Here is a 22,581-nt window from a genome sequence, read left to right on the forward strand (position 1 = left end):
TTATTAATAAACCTCAAATTACTTCTTTTTGAAAATAACGAGTGTGAAATCATCTCGTTGTTCAAACTCCTGTAATTCCTCAAGCTTGTGAAACACATATTCCACCATATCTTGAGCAGATTGATCTCTTACGCTTTCAATAATATCCATCACGGTTTTTTGGTCAATGAATCCCTCTTTTGAACGGCATTCAGTTACACCATCAGTCATCATAACGACAAAATCGTCTTTTCCTAAAGAAATAGAGTGTTGTTCGTATTTAACATTGGGAATTACACCTAACAATAATCCCTTTGCTTGTAGTTCTGAAAAACTATTAGACTTAGCACAATAAAATAAAGGTGGCTCATGTCCTGCAGAGGCATATGTAAATACACTTGTAGAAGTATCATAAGTTCCATAAAACATGGAGATGAACATCGAATCACTTACACTTTTCTCAACAATTCGATTGATGACATCTAGTACAACAATGGGTTCGGTTTCTGCTCCATTTAAACTATCCATCCCATACTTAATCATGGACATGCATAGGGCAGCTGGAATCCCTTTACCGATTACATCTGCAACGGCAATACCTACTGTAGTATCATCATTTAGAAAATGCGTGTAATCCCCATTCATTTCTTTTGCAGGAACAGAGATCATCCCTATATCTAAACTGTTCATCTCTGGCACTTTAGTTTTCAACAACGTTTGTTGAACATTAGAAGCCAGCTCCATTTCCATTCTAAAGTTTTCCTGTTTTTTAATTAGGGTCTGGTGTTCTTTTAGTGCAAGTCCATATCTAATCATCACTTCTATTAATAAATCAAAAGAATGCCAAACATTATTTGGCAATTCAGGCATAAGCTCTTCTAAAGAAGCCTTATGTATACTTATAACTTCCTCTGGAGAAATATTCTTTTGGATAAGTTGTCTACTGAAGTTTTGACCTTCATACAAATTATGTTCTGTTTGTCTTTGTGTATATTGCTCTAAAATCTCTCTGTATTGTCTCTTAAATTCTTGAGGCATACTTTGAATTACCTCCTATCTTAATAACTTAGATGCACTAATAGTGGTACCTTCTCCTAGGACAGTTTCAATTTTGAAATCGTCCATTAGTCGCTTTACTCCTGGAAGGCCGGCACCTAAACCACCTGATGTCGTATATCCATCTTCCATGACTTTACGAACATCTGCAATTCCTGGTCCTTTATCAGATGCAATGACAAGCAGACCTTTTAGGTTGCCATCAGTAATTTGTCTAATTTCTATTTTACCTTTACCAGCATATAAGTATATATTCCGAGCGAGTTCACTAATCGCTGTTGTAATTCTTGCTTGGTCAACTGTACCGAAGCCTACATCCTTCGCTTCATTTCTACCAAGTTGCCTTGCAGCAACGATATCCCACTCAGTTATTATATCAACAGAAGACCTTAAGTTCATGGACTAGTCCTCCAATTCTCGTTCTAATTTTTCCAATCCATTTTCTAAGTCTAGGGCCGTAACTACATTTTCGAGTCTAATGCCTAATTCTATGAGAGTAATAGCTACCGCAGGTTGAATACCTGTAATTACTACCTTCGCACCCATTAGACCCGACATACTGATTACATCTCCCAATACTTTTGCGATGAATGAGTCTATAAAATCTATTGGTGTAAGATCAAGGACTACTCCTCTTGCAGATGTTGTATGAAGCTTATCAAGTAAATCTTCTTGAAAAGAAAGAGCAGTTTGATCATCTAACTCCCACTGAATGGAAACGATTAAACAATCTCTCAATTTTAAAATAGGTATTCTTGTCATCATTATGCTTCCACCTCTACTATTGCTCGATTTGTTAAAGCCAGGGCTTGTTCAACGCCTTTTTGTAAAGTACTTGTTGTTGTAAAATCATTTAAGTTTATACCTAGTGTAACAATAGTTTGCGCAATTTCCGGACGGATTCCGACTAGCATACATTTAGCTCCGACTAATCGGACGGCATCTGCTGCTTGAATAATATGATGCGCAACCATCGTATCTACTACTGGGACGCCTGTAATGTCTAGCAACACAACTTCTGCACGATGCTTTACAACTCCCTGTAGAAGATTTTCCATTATTAGCTTTGCTCGTTCCGTATCAATTGTACCTACTAAAGGCATTACAGAAATTTTTTCGAAGACAGGTATTAAGGAAGCAGACAGTTCTTGTAGAGCAATCTTTTGTAGACTCACCGTTTTTTCCCACACTACCGAATAGGCATCTACAATGCTGTGATTCAAAGGAATAATCCAATTATTTAATATTTCTCTATATGATTGGAAATTACCTTCATCTAAGTTCTCTACATCGTCCATTTTTTCATAGATAATTTCTGTGAAGTTGGTTAAGGCTTTTAAAACAAAAGAGATTGACCATCCATAATGTACAATTTGAACGGAAAAATCATTTAACTTGGCCGTATATGTATCGTGGTCTTCCGTTAGACTTGAAATCATTAACTCTCCGAATTCACGAACTGTATTATCCACTATTCTATTAGACATAATCTGGAAGAAACGATCATCCTTCTCTTCCTCCATCTTTATTCTCCACTTTTCTAAAATTTCATCAATATTATCGTGAATATACGAAGCAATTCTGCTATTCATTGTTTTACATACATCTCCTCGTTGAATATTAGTAATTATATTGTACAGAATTTCATCTAACATTACATCTTTTACACTTGTCCATGTATTACCTGATTAGTGATACTACCCTGTAATATAGTATTTTGCAAACCAAGTAAAGTGAATTAGTTTTACCTTCAACTCTAACTTTGTTAAAAAAATTCCTATTAAAAAACACAATGTGTTTTTGTCGGTTCCACATTGTGTTTTTACTATGTATTAAAATTTAACAATCCCTAAGCTAATCCCTAATGCATGATCTACGTCTTCCATCACATCTTCATCTAGGTGGGTGATTTTATCCGTAAGTCTGGATTTATCAATTGTTCTTAACTGCTCCAACAAAATAACGGAATCTCGTTCAAAATCATATTCTTTTGCATTTATTTCTACATGTGTTGGTAACTTTGCCTTTTGAATTTGAGCTGTGATAGCTGCCACGATGACAGTTGGACTGAATCTATTACCGATATCATTTTGTATCACCAAAACGGGTCTGGTTCCACCTTGCTCAGACCCGATTACTGGTGATAAATCCGCAAAAAAAACGTCTCCACGTTTTACGATCAAATTTTCATCCTCCACTTACGAGTCGCTCTGTCGTATGTTGAGCTTCATACTCTGCATGTAAACACTCCGTGCAAATGGATAGATTTATATGAGACATCTCAACATAGCCTTTCTTCATCGCTTCTCTTATAAGATTTGCCTGACCATTTTTTACATATTCATTTGCTTGGACACGAACGAAACTTTCTACGCCAGTTAATGATTGTTTTACGGTTTTTACTCCTTCATTAACCAATTGATTTGGAAGCTGAATGATCGCTTCCTTTTTCTTTTTATCACTTACCACAGCAAACACCTCCGACAAAACATTTCCCTATATGACAATATACTTCATCTTACCATTTCTATAGCTTAAATAAAAGACATTAAGAGAAATGGTTAGACAATTTATGCATATAACTTTAAGTTTTGTCGAAAATCTACTTGCTATATATTCTAGGGATTCTGTTAGAGAAAGTGCAACAAACTTCATAAGGGATAGTTTCCAATGCTTCCGCCCATTCTTCTATTAGAATCTCTTCATTTTCCTGTAAACCTAGTAATGTAACTTTTTCGCCAACCTCTATTTTTTCATCGAGACGAATCATGCATTGATCCATACAAATTTTCCCGACGATTGGCATCTTTTTACCTTTTATCAAAACAGACTGGTTATGAAGTTTCCTTAATAGCCCATCTGCATAACCAATCGGAATTGTTGCAATCCACTCATTTGTTGGAGCTACATATGTAGCTCCGTAACCAATGGTAGAACCCTTCGTTACCTTTTTAACATGTGCAACCTCAGTGTGTAACGAAAGAGCTTTTTCTAAGGGAAACGGAAGTTCTCCATTAACCCAAGAAGACGGCGCTATTCCATACATAGATATACCAAAACGCACCGCATTCCAGTGTTGGTCAGGGTATAGTAAAGCCGCTGCACTATTAGAAGTATGAACCATTGCGGGTCTTTGCTCAAATACATTTAATAATTGTTCGAATCTGGAAACTTGTTTTCGGAATAGTGTTTGCTCCTCTTCATCAGCAGTTGCAAAATGAGTAAAAACGCCCGTAATTTGCAACCAATCTCTTTTGCTGATAAAGGCAAGTGCCTGCTGTAGCTCTGTCACTTCTGTAAAACCAATTCTACCCATTCCACTATCGATTTTTATATGAAGCTTTAAAGGAATTTGAAGATCCTTAGTAGCAAGTAACCACTCATATGAATATGCTGTAAGTGTAATGTTTTGTTTAGAAGCTTCCTCTAAAAAAGAGAGCGGAGATGTACCTATTAGAAGTATTTCCGCTTCAATACCCGCTTCCCTTAAATGTAATGCTTCTTCTGGCGTGGCAACCGCCAAAAGATTGGCTCCTGCTTTTAATGCTGCTTGCGCAACTTCAATATCTCCATGACCGTAGCCATTCGCTTTAACTACAGCAATCACGGCAGTATGTTCTGGAAGTATTTCCATGAGCCGTTTAATATTATTTTGTATAGCTTGTAAGTTTACTTTGATGAATGTAGGTCGGTATAGCTTTTGAGACATATAGTTCCCTCTTTTAATCAGTTTAAACCGATTATCCTACTAGTGTACTGAAGTAGTCAACCCTAATTACTTTAAACCACTAGTTGTCATAGATGCAGCAACTTCAATCATTTCTTCTTTCGTCAATGTAGAGGATGCAATAAAGAATGACATACCATCTTGCTCCCAAGAAAGAGACTGGTCAGTAATTGCACCAATTGCAACTCCTAGATCAACCGGATCTCCAGGTGAGAATACAGGAATAATAGAGGAGTCCCCCGGTTCGCTTCGATGTTGAATTATCGTAAACTCTTTGTCTCCACTATATGTTAAAATAACTCTTTTTTCTCCGTCGACTTCCACCACTTTTTCGTCAATATTGTGCACTTGATCCCATTTTAACATTGGATAATAAGTTTCCATTTCAGCATTATCAATCTCTGCCGATGTCTCTACGGTTTCTTCCGTGCCTTCAGCTTTACCTGTAGGCGTTTGCTCTATTTTATATTCTGCTGCTGCATGTGTTTTTCCTAGCGATACTTTTTTAAATGTAATATGAATTTGCTCTTCTTTGTTCTCATTCATGATAGAAACATCTGTTGGTAGTAATGTCTTTTTATTGATGTAAATCTTTTGAGTTGGCAGCATAGTTTTATGGTTGTTACTAGTTTTTGTTTCAAAGACATATTTGTCACCTTCTTCTTTGAAGGTTGCCGTTTTGTCTTTTTTTATGTCGTTGGCTAGTGAACCGATTAAATATGCTTGGCTATTTTCAGTTGGCCATTTACTTTGGAACTTATACGTTTTGTTCAGCGCTGGTGTTACGACAAATACACCTTCTGTGTTACGGATGATCATTTGGGTATTCTCTGCATTTGTATCCGATACCTGTACTCGGTAAAAATCTGGTTTAGTGTGCCAAACTTCCACACCATATACTCTTGGTTCTTCCCCAGTCATGATGCTCATCTCTGCTTCGAGCTCATACCCCTTTGCATCCACCCACTTGTTACTAAGTTTTTTCACAACATCTTCTTTCGAATCGGCTCCACATGCGGAAAGTACTAAGATTGTTACAATTAAAAAAAATAGTTTAGCCACGCGGCTCTTCAATCAGTCCATCCTTTCTATTATCACTGCGTTCATTCATTGTATGTAGATGGACGACCGGTTATGATTGTAGAATTACTTGAGCAGCCACATAAACTTTTGTATGGGTTATAGATACAAATCCATTAACTTCTATTCCTTTAAAATATAAAACAGGCTTACCTGAAGGTTCTTTTAAAATTTCAATATCTTGAAAACTACAATCTTTCCCTATTCCAGTTCCTCGAGCTTTAGAAAATGCTTCTTTGGCTGCAAATCTCCCTGCTAAGTATTCGATTCGTCTTGTCCCGGATAACTCATTTAATTGAACTCTTTCTTTTTCGGAAAGTACCCGCTCTTCAAATTTACGTGTTTTAGCAGAAATGGATTGGATTCTTTCTATTTCAGTTATATCTAATCCTATTCCAGTAATCATGAATGTTTCTCCTTTCCAAATATCCTCCTTACAGGATATACTAATAGTAGATAAATTGAGGTGAAATAATGTTTAGTAGAACAGAAAATTTTAAACAATACATAAAACTATATCCAGTTGTTTCTTCTTTGCTTGCATTGAATATTGTTATTCATTTGTTAACTTTAGTCCCTATATTTGGATCGCAATTATTTAATTACGGTGTTCACTTTAACTTATTAATTAGTGAGGGTGAATATTGGCGTTTGATAACTCCGATATTCTTGCATGCAAACTTTGCTCACTTATTATTCAATATGTTCTCGTTGTACATATTTGGGCCAGAGTTGGAGCAACTAGCTGGTAAGGCTCGTTTCCTAACTATTTATATGCTAGCAGGATTAGTTGGTAATGTCGCTACCTACCTAATACACGATTGGAATTATACAAGTGTTGGGGCAAGTGGTGCTATTTACGGGATATTCGGTGCTTTTGGGGCTTTGGTTTATTATACGAGAAATTTCATGCCACAGCTAAAACAAATTATTATTCCGATTATTGTAATTGGAGTAATTATGACATTCCTGCAACCGCAGATTAATGTTACTGCTCACATAGCTGGGCTGATAACTGGTTTTGCACTAGGAATGGTTTACTTCCATCCGAAGCGAATAGCTGCTTGGAAGAAAAGACAGCGTAAGCTTAAATCTGTTTAAGGATTAAAATCAGATTCTATCGTTTCCGAAGTGCTTCGGACAGATTTACAGCTATTTTATTAACCGTTAATTTTTTGAGAGACTGATTGTGACTGTCGTCGCAATCAGTCTCTCTTTTTTCATTAATCTTATTCCTGGGCTCACACTTCATAAAAAAAGAACAGCCCTTACAAAGGCTGTTCCTTCTCTCTATCTATAGGCTCTATCCTAGTAGGTTCATACCATTTCATTAAGCTCTCTGCATCAGCTTTTTCAATATGAGGAATAGTAGTTGATGATCCAGACACGCCTGACTTAATAGTAGTCATAATAGAAGATACATTGGCTTTTTTTTGAAAATACGTAGTGCGAGCTGTCATTGCTTGAATACGTTTCTTTTCCATCCAAATAGATACTCTACTAAATAGACGATATTGCACAACAAGTTGCTTTTCATCCATCCAATATCCAGCCGTCTTATGCTGCCATGCTCCCCATAGGAAACTCAGTGGAAATAGTAAGAAGGAGAATAGTCCAAATGGAAAGAAGAAATAACTTACACATGCTGCAACTGGAATCATCCATAAAAAATCTAAACGATAGAAAAACTTTCTCGACCGCTTCGGAACTCTTGTAAAGTTAGCTTCAAATTCATAGTTAGGGAAAATTTGAACGAGAATCGGATTTATTTTATCCTTTTTAATGAGAGGGATTAACCTAATTTTCTCATCCTTCTCTGCTAGTGATCCCCCCGCACTATCCACGATGACGGTCGCATGTCCCGTAAGCTGCCTTAAAGGATTTTCCACTATACGTACTGCCTGAATGCGAGATAAAGGAATAGTTATTTTTTTCTTTTCTAATAATCCCCTAGTAATAATAATCTCCTGATCTTCAACCCAGATAGTAAACTCATAGTAATTTATAAAAGTAATAGCTACTGATACAATCCATGCTACTAGCAGCGCAAAGAATACCAATAATGCAATTAGTAGAGCTCCAAAACGGATAAACATAATAATCTCATTGTAAATTGTTTCGTATGGGATCAATTCCGAGAATTGCGAAACGAACACTGCTAAACCTGAGAAAAATACACCTACCCCGCCTGATGTACTAGCAAGAATGAATAAATCTTTTCGAGACATACGAAACAAGGGCTTCCTTTGCTCTTTCGCTAGCTCTTCTTGTTGAAGATCTCCATCAGATATAGTTGATTCTTTATGTTTAGCTAGATTCATCTCTTTTTTAATTTGCTCCGCTGCTTCTTTGGTAATTGCGGTCAATTCAGCATCCGCTTCTTTTGTCGCGCCCCCGCCAGCTGTTTCTACTTTCACCTTTATTAAACCAAATGGTCGATGAAATATGCCCTCTGTATAATTTAAACTTTGTATTCGTTCAAATGGGATATACCTTTTTTTCTTTACGAAGAGACCATATTCGATGCGAAGCTCTTCTTCTTCAAACCAATAACGAAACCTTTTCCATTCAATGATGCCACTAACTAACATTGCGATTAATAGTACGGCATAAATAATATAGATAATATAGGAGGTCCAACTACCAGAGCCTCCCCCAAATCCATTAACGGCAATAACTACGACTAATGGAATAATCATTTCTTTTAATACTTTTACAAAGTTAATAACTGCTGAAATAGGATGTAGAGTAAACTTTTCTTTAGACATCATCTTCCGCCACCCTTGCAAGTACAGAAATCCTGCCTCGAAGTTCATCCGCTTCCCCAGTTACGAGTGCAGGAATAGTATGACTCGTCGCAGCAGTTGAAATAGTAATAGAAGATAGATCATACTTTCTCAAAATAGGTCCCTGTTCCGTATCAACATGCTGTACTCTCACCATTGGCACTAAAGTTCTTTTCACGATAAACAAACCATGCTGTAATTCAATTTCTTGTTCACGCACTTCATATCTCCAACGAGTCCATCTAATTTTGGGGAACAAATAAATTAATAAATATCCTATGAGTAATATCACTACTACATCTACTATGTATAACCATATAAATTGTCCTGTAAAATAATTGATAAATCCTACTCCAATACCTACTAAAAGGACAATTAACGTTTGAAATAACCCGTAAATTCTCCAGACACGTAATCCACTTTCTGATAATTGATTGATTGGTTCTTGTCTCATATGAAACCCCCTCTTCCATCATTGTATACGAAACAAAGGATAAAATGTTTCAATAAATGGCAACTTCCATTTAAAAATTCTTCCAAAAGAAAAAAGGATGAACTTACATCGAAATGTAAGTTCACCCTTTATAATTTCTTGTCTTAAATTATTTTTCGCTACGTGGTGAGCGAGTTCTTGTGCTACGTTGTGTAGAGCCGTCACGGGGACCACTGCTACGACGTGCGCCTGAACTTGGACGTGAACCGCCAGCTGATGATGAACGAGGTCCGCGATCGCTGCTTCCACTACGACCACCTGATGAACTACGTCCGCCACCGCCGCTACGGTTACCTTTGTAACCACCGCCGCCACTGCGTCCGCCGCCACCACGTTCTCCACGAGAAGGTAATGGACGTTCTTCAGAAAGAGAAATCGGAGTATCATCCGGTTCTTTCGTCATTGATTTTAAAGCTGCAGCAATTACATCTACTGCTTCAAATTTTTCAAGCATTTCTTGTGCTAATGGACGATAATCGCCTAAATCATTTTTGTTTACAATTTCAGCTAAAGATTCTACTGCAACACGTTTAAGTCCAACTAGTGCTTCATCAGAGCTTGGAGGGATTAAAGCTTCCATACGTTTTTTCGTTGTATTCTCAACGATACGTAAGTAACCCATTTCTCTCGGTGTTACGAATGTAGTTGCGATACCACTTTTACCTGCACGCCCTGTACGACCGATACGGTGAACATAGCTTTCAGGATCTTGTGGGATATCAAAGTTATACACATGTGTTACGCCAGAGATATCTAATCCACGTGCCGCTACATCTGTTGCAACAAGAATATCGATTTTACCTGCCTTGAATTGTTTTAATACAGACATACGTTTCGCTTGGCTTAAATCACCATGAATACCTTCTGCAAGATATCCACGAATGCTTAGAGCATGTGCTAATTCGTCTACTCTACGTTTTGTACGACCAAAGATAATCGCAAGTTCTGGTTGTTGTACATTTAAAATTCTTGAAAGAACATCAAATTTCTCACGTTCAGTAGCTTTTACGTAGAACTGTTCAATATTTTCAACAGTCATTTCTTTAGACTTGATTTTTACTTCCACTGGATCTTTCATGAAGCGTTCTGCAATTTTACGAATTGGTCCTGGCATTGTAGCTGAGAACAATAATGTTTGACGCTCAGGAGGTACACTTTCTAAAATTGTGTTAATATCTTCAATGAATCCCATGTTAAGCATTTCATCTGCTTCGTCTAAGATAAGTGTTTGAACTTGGTCAAGTTTTAACGTACGACGGTTAATATGGTCAAGAATACGACCAGGTGTACCTACGATAACTTGTGGTTTGTTTTTAAGTGCACGGATTTGACGGCTAATTTCTTGCCCACCGTATACTGATAATAGACGAACCTTTTTGTCATATCCTAATTTATAAAGCTCTTCCGAAACTTGAATTGCAAGTTCACGTGTTGGAGCGATGATTAACGCTTGGATATTTGGGTTTTTAATATCGATTTTTTCAATCATTGGGATACCAAATGCAGCAGTTTTACCTGTACCAGTCTGTGCTTGACCGATAACGTCGCGTCCACTCATAGCATGTGTAATAGTACCTTCTTGGATTGGTGTTGCTTCTTCAAACCCCATACGTTGTACGGATTTTAATGTAGAAGCGCTAATATTTAATTCTGAAAAGTTTGTCAAAATTTTAATCTCCTTTTTGTCCTTTTTCGACAAATGGTTACATTTTCAGATGAAATTGCGGCAAATTCGAGCCTATACGAGGAACGTTTCCGTTACTTAAAATTCTCTGTGGTTTTAGATCAGAGGGGTCTTATATAAAGGGAAAGCCCGGTCTTTTGCCGAGCGGTCTGTTAATGAGTGATCGTGCCATACTACTTCAACAAACCGTTATGTTCAAAAAAAAGTACTCTTCAATAAACGCTGAAGAGTCTCCACACAAAATGTATCCATTGCTCTAAACGTAGTATATCATGCAACAAACTCAGTTGCAATGAATAAGCAACTGTTATAATTATTAATTAATTACTTGCAATATTCCCCTCCTCTTCTTCCTCCTTCAAAAAATTGAGTGCGGTATTAAACCAATCTTGACAGTCTTCACTATGGCAAATATGGTGTTTCCCTAATTCCGAATAGACTATTTCTTTTTTCAAAGAACCAATTTCATCGTAGATAAACTGGGCAGTGGCATAAGGTACAATACCATCTTTTTTACCTTGGACTATATAGACTGGTACTGTAATTTGACCATAATAAGGTTGAACTATACGTACTAAACGGATAAATTCTAATGTTGCAGGTATAGGAGTTCCTTTCACTTTATAACTGTATTGTTTATATAAAGTATTTTCTGCAAGCTTACCAACAACTGCCTCTTTAGCTATATCCTTTATATCTTGTAGAAGTTGGGATGGATATATATACTTTGCAGCAGCACTCAACAATACAAGTTTGTGAATTGGATAACGATTCGCCAAGTACATCCCAATAATACCACCCATGGAAAATCCCACTATAATTACACGGTCTACTTCTTTTTGTAACTGGCGAAGCGACTGTTCCGCCGCCATCATCCATGATTCTGCTGTTACATTTTTTAGCTCCAACGTTTCACCATGACCAGGTAAAGTAGGGACAACGATGTTCCAGTTTGTATGCGCTTGTAAATAGTCTACAAATGGCTGTATCTCATATGGTCCACCTGTAAAACCGTGAATACCTAATACTCCTGTTTTCATCGTCCCCACACCTATCACATTATTTTTGAAATGGCTCAATTACTCTTTCTAACTGCATTCCCCTTGAGCCCTTTACTAAAACAATAGATTGATCATTTATTTTATTTGCTAAGAAAGCCACAAGTTTTTCTATGTCATCATTAACCCAAATAATTTGTTTGTCAGCAAATTGTTCTACCAACTTGTTATACAGCCATTCCATCCGTGGACCGTATAAACAAACTCCGTTAAAGACTTCACTCGAAATCGATTTGCTCATCTCTTCATGGTATTGCTGCTCTTTGTTACCAAGCTCGAGCATATCTCCTAAAACTAACCATTTTTCTGGCTTTATAGAGGATTTTTCAATGAACGAAATTGCTGCACGCATGGAAGTCGGAGCCGCATTATAAGCATCATTAATGAAAACTGCCCCATTTTCCCCTTCGATTACTTGCATTCGCATATCTGTTAAGACTATTTGTTTTAACGCTTTACGCATTTGTTCGGAAGTTAATCCAACTTCTTTTCCGATTAATAGTGCAGCAAGCGTATTTTTCACTTGATGCTCTCCTAATACAGGAATAGACATTTCTTCGTTTAACTCTCCTTCTACACGGAAGGTGCTTCCTTGTTCCGTAAAGTTCACTTCAGCAATACGTAAATTATTGTGTTCCTGAATACCGAATGATTTAGTCATTATATGAGGATTTCCTTCAACAAACGGACGTAGCAATGGTTCATCTCCATCATAGAATAATTGGCCAGTTGCCTCTAGCCCTGCAATAATTTCAAATTTTGCTTTTGCAATACCTTCACGAGAGCCGAGATCCTGCATGTGCGCTTCGCCAATATTCGTAATAACTACATATTTTGGCTTTGCCAAATTGGATAAAAATTCAATTTCGCCAAAAGAGCTCATTCCCATTTCAAGCACTGCAAATTCCGTATCTTCTTCAAGAGAAAGGATTGTTAAAGGTAAGCCTAACTCATTATTAAAATTACCCTCTGTCTTTTTCACGCGGAAATATGGCGAAAGCATACCTGCCACCAAATCTTTAGTCGATGTTTTACCATTAGATCCAGTAATTCCGATGAACACTGAATGCAATTCAGCCCGATAAGCCTTCGCCATTTGCTGAAGTGCTCCTTCTCCGCTTTCTACAAACAAAAGGGGAACGTTTTGGGGTGGATTCGGTTCGTCTTTCAACCAAAGGGATGCTGCTGCTCCTTTAGCAAAAGCATCCTGAACAAATCGATGACCATTTACTTGCTCTCCGCGAAATGGTATAAACAAATCACCTGGTTGAATCGTTCTTGTATTGATCGAAACTCCTGTAATAACAGGATTCTCATCAATTTTCTCTTCAATGTGTAACCACTCTGCTATATGTGCTAATGTCTTTTTCACTTGGTCACTCCCCGTCTTTCGAGTGTTCCAACTGTTGCTTTTCTTCATGACGTTCAAGCGCTAATTGGATAAGTTCTTCTATTAAATCGGAATACGAGAGACCTGATTCCATCCAAAGTTTAGGATACATGCTTATAGGTGTAAATCCTGGCATTGTATTTACTTCATTGATAATGACTTCTTCTTCATCTGTTACAAAAAAGTCTGCCCGTACAAGACCCGAACAATCCAAGATTTTGAAAGCACGAATAGCAGCATCCTCTAATTTCCCTTGAAGCTCTACAGAAACTTGGGCAGGGATTGCATAATTGGTTGTGCCATCCTCATATTTTGCCTCATAGTCATAAAAGTCCTTCGTCGGTAGTACTTCCCCCGCAACGGAACATCTAGGCTCATCATTACCAAGTACGCTCATTTCAATTTCACGCGCCATAATTCCTTGCTCCACAATAATTTTACGGTCATATTTAAAGGCATACTCTATTGCTTTGATAAGTTCTTGGCGGTTTGTAACTCGACTAATCCCTACACTAGAACCTAGATTGGCTGGTTTTACAAATAGAGGCCACTGTAGGCTTTCTTCCATTTTTTGAAGTAAATCATTCTGATTTTTTTTCCATTCTCTATTTATGAAATAGATATATGGAACCTGTGATAAGCCAGCTTGTGCAAATAACTGCTTCATCACTACTTTATCCATACCTGCCGCAGATGCTAATACACCATTACCAACATAGGGTAAGTTTAATACTTCTAACAATCCTTGTACCGTTCCATCTTCCCCGTTCGGACCATGCAAAAGAGGAAAAATAACATCTAGTTGAGTTGTATCGTCCCCTTGTTGCGGTAGAAAACTAGTAATCGTATTTGGATTTGTTATTTCACTGCCAAATTGCAGAGATTCAATTGACTCAACTGCTGCAGTGAGCTGACCTTCTTTTCTCCATTCACCTGTTTTTGTGATGAAAATTGGATACACTTCATATTTATCAAAGTTAATCGCTTGAGAGACCGCTCTTGCAGTAAGTAAAGATACTTCATGCTCTGCAGATTTCCCACCGTATAATAAGCCCACTTTTATTTTCATAAGTTATATTCCTCCACGTTTTGGATATTCATTATTTTATCACGGACAGCCTCAATAGTTGAGTATTTAACCAAACAATTTAAGACCCACTACACCCATAATTATACAGCTTAAAAAGAACAACTTCTTTCTACTTCTTTTCTCTTTAAATAAATACATCCCTAATAGAACACTTCCTGCAGCACCAATTCCTGTCCATACAGCGTAACCAGTACCAACCGCAATTTCTTTTAATGCTAAAGACAATAAGAAAAAACTTAAAGCAGCAGAGATCACTGTTAGAATCGTAAATTTTATGTTTTTGAATCCATCCGATAACTTCATGCTAATAACGAAGGCAACTTCAAATACACCAGCAATTACTATTAAAAACCACGCCATTAGATCGCCCCCTCTTCATCTTCATCATCTACTAGTTTAAGACCGATGATTCCAAAAAGTAGGACAAACAAAAAGAGTAGTTTCCCTGCACTTACTTCTTCACTAAACCAAATAATGCCAACAATAGCCGTTCCTGCTGCTCCAATACCCGTGAATATAGCATATGCTGTACCGATCGGAATCGTCTTCATCGCTTTAGCAAACAGGAAAAAACTTACGATTAAAAATATAATCGTTACAATAGAAGGAACAAGCTCCGTAAAGCCATGTGCCTCCTTTAAACCAATCGCCCAGACGATTTCTGTTAACCCTGCTATTATCAATAAGATCCACGCCACTTAGTTCACCTCATTACAATAAACGCTCTCGCCACTTTCCCGTAGCAAAAGCGTTCTATTTATACTTCTATTAAGACGTCTGATGGCTTAGCCATATGTAAGTTTAGATCTTCCAAAACTTCATCTGGGAAAATATTTTCTGGGAGAATGCGAATCTCAATACCATAATTTAGTTTATCTGTTTTGAACAAGGACATTAACACTCCATCTTCAAACAATTCGTTATGCTCTGTTACTTTCTCCGCAGACAATCTAGGCAGAACGATATTATTCTTTTTACGCCAAAAAGCACTCGACTTAGACTTTTCACCAATCAACCCGGTAAAAACGTTTGCAACTAAATGATTTAAATCCTCCATATCACGGAAGTAAATTTTAGTAATTTTCTGCCCTTCGTCTGAAAGGTAGACAAATCTATTTTGTAGATGATGATAAAACGGTGATCGAATAGCTTCTTTTTTATGTGCTATGTATAGTAGCTCTGCTTGTTCTTGAGGAGAGAGCATATTCAATTTCCGCTCATCTTCAAAATCCATAAAGCATAATTCAAATGGGCCTTCAGCAAATTCCTTGATAAAATGGTTGTATTGTTCAGGAACTATAAATTCAAGCTGTGTATGCATATTAAATGAAGCATCATCATAACCATGTTTTAGTAATAAAAGAGCTGACAAATCAGTGAAATTCCTTATAAATTGCTGAATCGTAATCCCACTAAACAGAGCAAAGTGCTCTACCTCATTAACGTGAACATACAAATGAGTTAAGTACTCATCCATATCTCTCACTTCTTTTTTTGCCACTGAAAATCACTCCTTTATCTGTTCTTAATAATAGCACGATTAATACAAGGAAACATCTTTATTACCTCTCACGTCTCTATTAAACCATCAAGCAAAAAATATCAATATACGCTATAATAAATGAATGAAATTCGAAAGAAATATAGGTGACTTACATGGAAAACAAAAAAGGCTTTGCTGATCGTTTCGATTGGACACTTGCTTTTATTATATTACTATTTCTAATCATTAGTTTGTTTGCTATTTCATCAGCACAAACGACTGGACAATATGGCATAAACTTTATACCTAAACAGCTTGTTTGGTATATTATTGGTTCTATTATTATTGGAATTGTCATGTTTTTTGAACCAGAACAATATAAAAAATTGTCTTGGTATATTTATGGTATTGGAGTATTTTTACTATTTATCCTTTTCGTACTCCCTGACAGTTTAGCTTTAGTAAAACCGATGAATGGCGCAAAAAGTTGGTTTCACTTACCTATAGGTGATATTCAACCTGCCGAATTTATGAAAACTTTTTATATACTAGGACTGGCCCGATTAATCACTATGCATCATGAGCAAAATCTTATTAAAACGGTTAAAACTGATTTAATTTTGCTAGGTAAAATGGGTGTAACTTTAATTATTCCTTTAGCATTTATCATGCAACAACCAGATTTAGGGACATCGTTAGTGTTCCTTGCAATTACTGTAGCCTTAATCATAGTCGCAGGAATTACATGGAAAATAATTCTCCCCATCTTTTTAGGTGGGTTGGGAATGGGCGGTTTACTACTTTGGATGGCGGTTTATATGCAGGATTTCTTATCGGATAATTTTGGATTTAACCCGTACCAATTTGCACGTATATACTCATGGTTGGATCCCTATTCATACGCATCTGATGAAGGAATGCATTTAATCACTTCATTAAATGCAATTGGCTCTGGAGAAATTTTCGGTAAAGGCTACGGAGAACGTATTGTGTATGTCCCAGAAAATCATACCGACTTTATATTTGCTGTCATTGGCGAAGAGTATGGTTTTGTAGGAGCAAGTATTGTGGTTAGCCTTTACTTCTTACTTATTTTTCATTTGACGAAAATTACCCTTCAGTTAAAGGATGCTTATAGTACGTATGTATGCGCAGGTATCATTGCAATGATTACATTCCATGTATTTGAAAATGTCGGCATGACGATTCAGTTATTACCGATTACTGGTATACCCCTTCCTTTTATAAGTTATGGTGGTAGTTCACTCATGGGGAATATGTTAGCCATTGGTTTAGTGTTTAGTATGAAATTTCATCATCGAACTTATATGTTTTCAAAAAATGAAGACGATTAATCAATTAAAGCGTGTAGATAAAGGGATTAACGCCCGACCTCTGCACGTTTTTTGTATTGTTGGACAGGTTAAAAAAAGTTCAAAACATATTTCTAACGTTTCCGAAGGGCTTTGAACAGACATTTTGCTATATTATTACCGAGTGGATTTTTAGGGATACTGATTGGTAGTTTTATGGCGTTTGTCCCCCAAAAGGAAGACATTGATCAAACTTTGTTTGATCAATGTCTTTGCGACGGAAATCAGCAGTATCATTGTCTAGGTGCCTAAATAAAAGACACCAAATTCTATATTATTTTCTTCTAAGAAAAAGAAGGTGACTCTAATCGTTTGTTAACGAAATTGTAGAGTCACCTTCTTTTTAGTTTTGCGCATGAGGACTTTGTGCTGGTGGTGCTAAAGCTTTAAGTAGGTCAAGTCTAGATTTAGTCATTGTAACAGTAACACCAAGCTTAGAAAGATTACTTACAATTTTCTTCAAATCAACTTCCTTTACCATTGAATCCACCTCGTCCTTCTATAATAATTACGATTTTCTTTCGTAAAAGTTTCTTGTTTGTCTAATTAATATATTTTATTATACCACTTTTTACCTAAGTTTAATCTTTCATTTTTATTACATATATTATGGTCTTGTAAACCATGCTATTTCTTAAAGGAGTGAATGGTTTGAACATAAGAAATGTAATGAGTAAACAAGTAGTAACGTGCAACCCACAGGACTATGTCAGCGAAGTTGCAGAACAGATGCGCACTTTGGATATCGGCTGTTTACCCGTAGTCAGCAATAAAAAATTAGTTGGAATGATTACTGATCGAGATATTGTGACAAGGGCGGTTGCCAAAGACATGAAAAGCAAAGTAGAAGATGTTATGACTAAATCTGTTATCTCTGTTACCCCAGAAGATTCTACATCCGATGCATCCATTGTTATGGCACGCCATCAAGTTCGAAGACTTCCCGTAGTAGAGGATGGTGTCCTTGTAGGATTTGTCTCTTTAGCTGATTTAGCTTTTCCTTTTCCACATGTCCAAGAAATTTCTAATGCTATGGAAAGTATATCCGAGCCAAGGGATTTCTAAACATAAAAGCTGTCCTAATTAGGACGGTTTTTTTTATTACATTCCACATGGTTATACCTTACTTTGTAGCATTTAGCTCTTTTTTTATTATCTACTAGGATATCGATTACAACGTGGCAAACTGATTAAAAACGTGTAATATAGAGATTAGAAGATTGCAGAAAGCGGGTTTGATGCGTGAAAAAGATTCTACTCATATTGATGTCTATCCAATTTTTAGTTTATCTCGGCTTTGGAATTATTATTCCCGTGCTGCCAGAGGTTATTTTAGAGCAAAATTATAATGAAATTCACGTTGGTGGTTTATTGACGATTTACTCGTTAGCTTCCTTCTTCACTGCTCCACTTTGGGGAATGCTATCCGATCGTATTGGCCGTAAAACACTTATTTTAGTCGGATTGGTAGGATTCAGTTTAAGTTTTTGGTTGTTTTCCTTGTTTTTTGATTCGCTCTTTATGCTTTACTTATCTCGTGTAGTTGGAGGATTATTTTCTGGGGCATTGTATGCAGCAGTTACAGGTTTTGCAGCTGACTTATCAACGGAAGAAAACCGTAATAAGTATATGGGATTCCTCGGTATGTCGATTGGTTTAGGCTTTATATTCGGTCCAGCAATTGGCGGAGTTCTCGGACATATAGATTTAGCTCTTCCATTTACAGCTTCTGCTATCTTGTTACTGGTGATTTTCGTGTATGCTTTGATCATTTTAAAAGAACCAGAGCGTACAGGTGAAGCAAATAAACGTGCACTCCTTCCTAAGGGAGCTATGAGTTTGTGGAGCTACCGCATTAAATATCTATTCCTATTTTCGTTCATGGTCACGTTTTTACTAGCGGGTCTTGAGGCCACGTTCCAATTGTTCCAAATCGAAAGAATTGAGATTACCCCGCTACAAATAGGCTATTTGTTCATGTTCAGCGGATTTGTCGATGCGGCAATCCAGGGTGGTGTCGTTCGACGTATTAAAAATGGTACTGAAACAAAATGGCTTTTGTACGCACAAATTGTTACAGCAATTGGATTGTTTATGACTGTCTTCACTCAAAGTATTTTCTGGGCAGGACTATCTTTATGTGTGTTTACTGCAGGAAATGCGTTAGCACGAACAACGATTGTTTCTCTCACAACGAAAGAATCGGGTGGACGCTATGGGACAGCAGCAGGGATGTCTTATTCGATGGATAACCTAGGTCGTATTATCGGTCCATTATTATTCGCTTGGCTATTTACAAAACAACCAGATAATATTTATATGCTATCTGGGGTACTTGCGGTGCTCTCTATTGTTTTAATCTTTGCGTATCGCAAATCAACGAAATCATTAAAGAATGCGGCATAGTATTTAGCTATTAATACAGGTGAAGGAAAACAATTCCTTCACCTGTATTTTTATGTGGTTGAGCTTCCTTGTATCAAGATGGTGGTCTCTCATATACGAGTTAGTTCCTCTCGGATAGCTGGGCCCGTATAAGTAAGGAGCTTTCTCGTATAGGCTCTATTCTCTCTCGTATAGTATAATTTCGCTCTCGTATAACCAAACCAGACTAACTTTCCGTCTTTAAATACGCCACTCTTTTCTGCCCCAACTCCGGATGTGCAGCTCTAACTACAGAAGGTCTTGCCAAGAATAGAGTTACTAATATCAACAACATACTAGAGACAATTAAAATACCTTCTGCTGGGAATATATCGTATAAGAATCCGAACAATACCATTCCAAGTGGCATAAGCGCCATTGCGCAGGTTTCTATGATAGAAAATACACGACCCTTATAATCATCCTCTATCATTTTCTGCATCATTACCTGTATCGGAGTGTTAGTTACCATCATTGTTGCTCCAAAGAAGAACATTAGTACAATATAAAATACTACTAACATTGTGGAGGACATAGTTATTAACAATGGCAAAGCCACGGTCCCCATAAGAACTCCTAATACAACGATTCCCCATTTAGATACGAGAAACGGAAATTTTAATTCTTTTCGTGTAGAGAAGTAAATAGACAATAGAAGCATTCCAATCGCAAATGCGCCCTCTGTAAAACCAAAATGTTGTGCATTAATCTTTAATTTTTCAATGAGGATAAATGAGTATCCTACCTGATAGGCACCAAACAAAAAGTTGATAAATAAAGAGATGACAACCATTGTTTTTAAAATAGGTTGCTTCATCAAGTAACGTAAACCAGCTTTCATACTTTCTAGCATTGGTTCCTTCGGTTCCCCTTCAACTACCGCTTTTCGCTTCGCAAACAATTTAAAGTCCATCGTAGATTCCAAAAGAACCGCAATAACGGAAGCAACCATATACATAATTAGGAATACCGGCATAGACACTGCTCCGTAAAGAAGTCCGCCTACAGCTGGGCTTCCAATGGCTGCAAAAGAAATGGACATTTGGTTGAGCGACATTGCTTTTTGAATTCTTCCCTCATCGACTAATCCTGTAATAGATGAACTAAAAGTAACTCCGGAGAATAAAGAAGTTAACGATAAGATCACGGTCGTACTATAAATCGCGAATAAAGATAATCCCATCGTCAAACTCACAACGAGCAGCCCACCAATTGCGATTGTTGTTGCAATCTGTGCCACAATAACAATCATTTTACGAGAATATTTATCAGCAGCATATCCCGCAAAAGGTGCAACTATCGTTCTCGGTAAAATACTACAAATCAAATTTAGTGCAAAGCTGGATGCAGATCCTGTTAACTGTAAAATATAAAAACTAATTGCAAATGCATAGACCTGTGCTCCAAAAGTGGAAACTAATTTGCTTACTGTGAACGTCCACAAATGATATGTCGCCTTCTTAAGTTTTAGTGCTTCTTCCATTTCTCTAACCCCTTCGTTTTGTGAATTATCAAAAAGTTTAATATGATTAAACAAATAATATCATGAATATACTTTCATTTCAAGAAAAAGTTTAATATAATTAAACTATTGTAAAGAGGTGAAAAAGTTGTCCACATTAGGCGAACGCATTCGAACATTACGTAAACAACAGAAAATGACACTTGAAGCTTTAGCAGGTACAGAATTAACAAAAGGCATGCTCAGTTTAATAGAAAACAACAAAGCAAATCCTTCTATGGAAAGCTTGAATCACATCGCGTCACAGCTAGGTGTTGAAGTAAGTGAGTTACTGGAGGAAATAAGCGGACAAGAGGTACGAGAGGTATTAGATCAAGCAGAATTACTGCTCAACACAAAGGATTATGACTTTCTAAATGAACTTGAGCAGGTGAAAAATCTAATAGAACCGTATATACCAAGACTAACTCAAGGCTATGAGGCAACGCGGTTACTAGATATATACGGTCGATGCTTAGCTTACTCTGCTCCCGAAGAATCTGTCACGCTGCTGAAAAAGGTTGCAAAAATGTACGAAGACTTACACTTGATAACTAAAGCAGCTGACATAGGGAGAAATCTTGCGATCATTCCATTTATGAATCACCAGTATCAAATCGCACTAGATGTATTGTTAGAAGAACGAAAAAAACTGGAAGCAAACCCTCTATGGATTGATCCATTATCGCGGATGGATTTCGACTATTTGGAAGCTGTACTTTACTTTGCAGTAGGAAGAAATACAGATGCCATTCAAATGATGAACGAAGCTATTCAATATTCCAGTGAACATAAAATTTTTAAACAAATAGATAATTTATTTAGGCTAGCAGCAGTTCATGCGATGATGGAAGAAGACGCGGGGAAAATGGCGCATTATTTAAAAAAACTAGAAGCCTATAGTGAATTTGCTGATGATGAGGATTCCAAAGCTTTTATCCACTATGCTAATTTGCATTACTTAAATACCTATCAAAAGATGTATATGGAGGCGGATTCTCTATACCATAAATTCTCTCTTGATAAGATTAATACGAAATTATTTACCCCCTACTTCCAACTGGAAAGAGCTAAGACTTTATACGGATTAGGTAGAGTTTTTGAAGCATTGAAGATATTTGATGAGGTGAAAATCCCTGACATCGTTCACCATCCAATCGATCTATCTATTTTCTATGAAAAGGATGCATACATTGCATTATGCTATTTAGAACTTAACCAAGTTAAGAAGGCTGTTAATGCTGTAAATGTCGCAATAAACAACGTCGAAAAAATGCCCGACACGCCGTATAAAGTTTTTATCTACACTACGTATGAGCAAGTAATGATACGTTCTTAGGGGGAACAAATGTTTCTTCTTTTTTATCGAAATTTCATTTCTTGTTTACTTACGTAACTTACAAAAACGAAGGATTTTGGATAGACGTCTCATTTATAGTGATTACCAAGTGAGTAAA

At 36.9% G+C, this 22,581-nt stretch carries 25 protein-coding genes; 5 read left to right on the forward strand and 20 right to left on the reverse strand.

The window, feature by feature from the left end:
• Positions 1 to 18 precede the first annotated feature (18 nt).
• From MHI47_RS17095 to acpS, 9 genes are all read right to left on the reverse strand, one after another.
• Positions 19 to 1,017 (reverse strand): PP2C family protein-serine/threonine phosphatase, encoded by a 999-nt coding sequence (locus MHI47_RS17095; RefSeq protein WP_093537580.1) that lies wholly within the window; start codon positions 1,015 to 1,017, stop codon positions 19 to 21.
• Between the two features lie 15 nt (positions 1,018 to 1,032).
• Positions 1,033 to 1,434, reverse strand: a complete 402-nt coding sequence (locus tag MHI47_RS17100) for an anti-sigma regulatory factor (protein ID WP_093537579.1) — start codon at positions 1,432 to 1,434, stop codon at positions 1,033 to 1,035.
• A 3-nt stretch (positions 1,435 to 1,437) separates the two neighbouring features.
• Positions 1,438 to 1,800, reverse strand: a complete 363-nt coding sequence (locus MHI47_RS17105; protein WP_093537578.1) for an STAS domain-containing protein — start codon at positions 1,798 to 1,800, stop codon at positions 1,438 to 1,440.
• The gene (locus MHI47_RS17110) at positions 1,800 to 2,627 is read right to left on the reverse strand and encodes an STAS domain-containing protein (RefSeq protein WP_093537577.1); all 828 of its coding nucleotides are present in this window, start codon (positions 2,625 to 2,627) and stop codon (positions 1,800 to 1,802) included. The genes MHI47_RS17105 and MHI47_RS17110 overlap by 1 nt, the downstream gene beginning before the upstream one ends.
• 240 nt (positions 2,628 to 2,867) lie before the next feature.
• Complete coding sequence (locus MHI47_RS17115; RefSeq protein ID WP_093537576.1) at positions 2,868 to 3,218, reverse strand: type II toxin-antitoxin system PemK/MazF family toxin; 351 nt, start codon at positions 3,216 to 3,218, stop codon at positions 2,868 to 2,870.
• 4 nt (positions 3,219 to 3,222) lie between these two features.
• Entirely contained in the window at positions 3,223 to 3,504 is a 282-nt protein-coding gene (locus MHI47_RS17120; RefSeq protein WP_245762718.1) for a transcriptional regulator, read from the reverse strand.
• A 133-nt stretch (positions 3,505 to 3,637) separates the two neighbouring features.
• Entirely contained in the window at positions 3,638 to 4,744 is a 1,107-nt protein-coding gene (alr, locus tag MHI47_RS17125; RefSeq protein WP_093537574.1) for an alanine racemase, read from the reverse strand.
• Between the two features lie 66 nt (positions 4,745 to 4,810).
• Entirely contained in the window at positions 4,811 to 5,836 is a 1,026-nt protein-coding gene (locus MHI47_RS17130; RefSeq protein ID WP_340763639.1) for a LolA family protein, read from the reverse strand.
• Between the two features lie 58 nt (positions 5,837 to 5,894).
• Positions 5,895 to 6,248 (reverse strand): holo-ACP synthase, encoded by a 354-nt coding sequence (gene acpS, locus MHI47_RS17135; protein ID WP_093537572.1) that lies wholly within the window; start codon positions 6,246 to 6,248, stop codon positions 5,895 to 5,897.
• A 68-nt stretch (positions 6,249 to 6,316) separates the two neighbouring features.
• Between acpS and MHI47_RS17140 the strand changes: the two genes are divergently transcribed.
• Positions 6,317 to 6,943: a rhomboid family intramembrane serine protease gene (locus MHI47_RS17140; protein WP_340831616.1), complete on the forward strand. Its 627-nt coding sequence runs from the start codon at positions 6,317 to 6,319 to the stop codon at positions 6,941 to 6,943.
• Between the two features lie 167 nt (positions 6,944 to 7,110).
• On the opposite strand, the gene MHI47_RS17145 is transcribed toward MHI47_RS17140, so the two are convergent.
• The 9 genes from MHI47_RS17145 to MHI47_RS17185 form a co-directional block, all read right to left on the reverse strand.
• Positions 7,111 to 8,613, reverse strand: coding sequence for a PH domain-containing protein (locus tag MHI47_RS17145; RefSeq protein ID WP_340831620.1), 1,503 nt, complete (start codon positions 8,611 to 8,613; stop codon positions 7,111 to 7,113).
• Complete coding sequence (locus MHI47_RS17150; protein ID WP_340831622.1) at positions 8,603 to 9,082, reverse strand: PH domain-containing protein; 480 nt, start codon at positions 9,080 to 9,082, stop codon at positions 8,603 to 8,605. Before MHI47_RS17150 ends, MHI47_RS17145 begins: the two co-directional genes overlap by 11 nt.
• A gap of 148 nt (positions 9,083 to 9,230) precedes the next feature.
• Positions 9,231 to 10,787, reverse strand: a complete 1,557-nt coding sequence (locus tag MHI47_RS17155; RefSeq protein ID WP_093537569.1) for a DEAD/DEAH box helicase — start codon at positions 10,785 to 10,787, stop codon at positions 9,231 to 9,233.
• 338 nt (positions 10,788 to 11,125) lie between these two features.
• Positions 11,126 to 11,845 carry an alpha/beta hydrolase gene (locus MHI47_RS17160; protein ID WP_340763644.1) on the reverse strand — a complete coding sequence of 240 codons (720 nt, stop codon included), beginning with the start codon at positions 11,843 to 11,845 and terminating at the stop codon, positions 11,126 to 11,128.
• A gap of 19 nt (positions 11,846 to 11,864) precedes the next feature.
• Positions 11,865 to 13,235: a UDP-N-acetylmuramoyl-tripeptide--D-alanyl-D-alanine ligase gene (locus MHI47_RS17165; protein WP_340831624.1), complete on the reverse strand. Its 1,371-nt coding sequence runs from the start codon at positions 13,233 to 13,235 to the stop codon at positions 11,865 to 11,867.
• Between the two features lie 4 nt (positions 13,236 to 13,239).
• Positions 13,240 to 14,322 carry a D-alanine--D-alanine ligase gene (locus MHI47_RS17170; RefSeq protein WP_093537566.1) on the reverse strand — a complete coding sequence of 361 codons (1,083 nt, stop codon included), beginning with the start codon at positions 14,320 to 14,322 and terminating at the stop codon, positions 13,240 to 13,242.
• Between the two features lie 66 nt (positions 14,323 to 14,388).
• Positions 14,389 to 14,703, reverse strand: coding sequence for a DMT family transporter (locus MHI47_RS17175; protein WP_093537565.1), 315 nt, complete (start codon positions 14,701 to 14,703; stop codon positions 14,389 to 14,391).
• The gene (locus MHI47_RS17180) at positions 14,703 to 15,041 is read right to left on the reverse strand and encodes a DMT family transporter (protein WP_340831626.1); all 339 of its coding nucleotides are present in this window, start codon (positions 15,039 to 15,041) and stop codon (positions 14,703 to 14,705) included. Before MHI47_RS17180 ends, MHI47_RS17175 begins: the two co-directional genes overlap by 1 nt.
• 59 nt (positions 15,042 to 15,100) lie before the next feature.
• Positions 15,101 to 15,844, reverse strand: coding sequence for a hypothetical protein (locus MHI47_RS17185; RefSeq protein WP_245762717.1), 744 nt, complete (start codon positions 15,842 to 15,844; stop codon positions 15,101 to 15,103).
• A 155-nt stretch (positions 15,845 to 15,999) separates the two neighbouring features.
• On the opposite strand from MHI47_RS17185, the gene MHI47_RS17190 reads away from it, so the two are divergent.
• Positions 16,000 to 17,181, forward strand: a complete 1,182-nt coding sequence (locus tag MHI47_RS17190) for an FtsW/RodA/SpoVE family cell cycle protein (RefSeq protein ID WP_340831628.1) — start codon at positions 16,000 to 16,002, stop codon at positions 17,179 to 17,181.
• 361 nt (positions 17,182 to 17,542) lie between these two features.
• On the opposite strand, the gene MHI47_RS17195 is transcribed toward MHI47_RS17190, so the two are convergent.
• On the reverse strand, positions 17,543 to 17,680 hold the full coding sequence (locus tag MHI47_RS17195; RefSeq protein WP_175496281.1) for an Lmo0850 family protein: 138 nt from the start codon (positions 17,678 to 17,680) through the stop codon (positions 17,543 to 17,545).
• Positions 17,681 to 17,850: 170 nt separating this feature from the next.
• Between MHI47_RS17195 and MHI47_RS17200 the strand changes: the two genes are divergently transcribed.
• Both MHI47_RS17200 and MHI47_RS17205 read left to right on the forward strand, forming a co-directional pair.
• Positions 17,851 to 18,264, forward strand: coding sequence for a CBS domain-containing protein (locus tag MHI47_RS17200; protein ID WP_093537562.1), 414 nt, complete (start codon positions 17,851 to 17,853; stop codon positions 18,262 to 18,264).
• 177 nt (positions 18,265 to 18,441) lie between these two features.
• On the forward strand, positions 18,442 to 19,605 hold the full coding sequence (locus MHI47_RS17205) for an MFS transporter (protein ID WP_340763648.1): 1,164 nt from the start codon (positions 18,442 to 18,444) through the stop codon (positions 19,603 to 19,605).
• Between the two features lie 205 nt (positions 19,606 to 19,810).
• Here the strand turns inward: MHI47_RS17205 and MHI47_RS17210 are convergent, their stop codons facing one another.
• Positions 19,811 to 21,106, reverse strand: a complete 1,296-nt coding sequence (locus MHI47_RS17210) for an MFS transporter (RefSeq protein WP_340831630.1) — start codon at positions 21,104 to 21,106, stop codon at positions 19,811 to 19,813.
• Between the two features lie 127 nt (positions 21,107 to 21,233).
• On the opposite strand from MHI47_RS17210, the gene MHI47_RS17215 reads away from it, so the two are divergent.
• Positions 21,234 to 22,463, forward strand: coding sequence for a helix-turn-helix domain-containing protein (locus MHI47_RS17215; protein ID WP_340831631.1), 1,230 nt, complete (start codon positions 21,234 to 21,236; stop codon positions 22,461 to 22,463).
• Positions 22,464 to 22,581: the final 118 nt, after the last annotated feature.

The organism is Psychrobacillus sp. FSL H8-0487 (assembly GCF_038008385.1).
Classification (GTDB): domain Bacteria; phylum Bacillota; class Bacilli; order Bacillales_A; family Planococcaceae; genus Psychrobacillus; species Psychrobacillus psychrotolerans.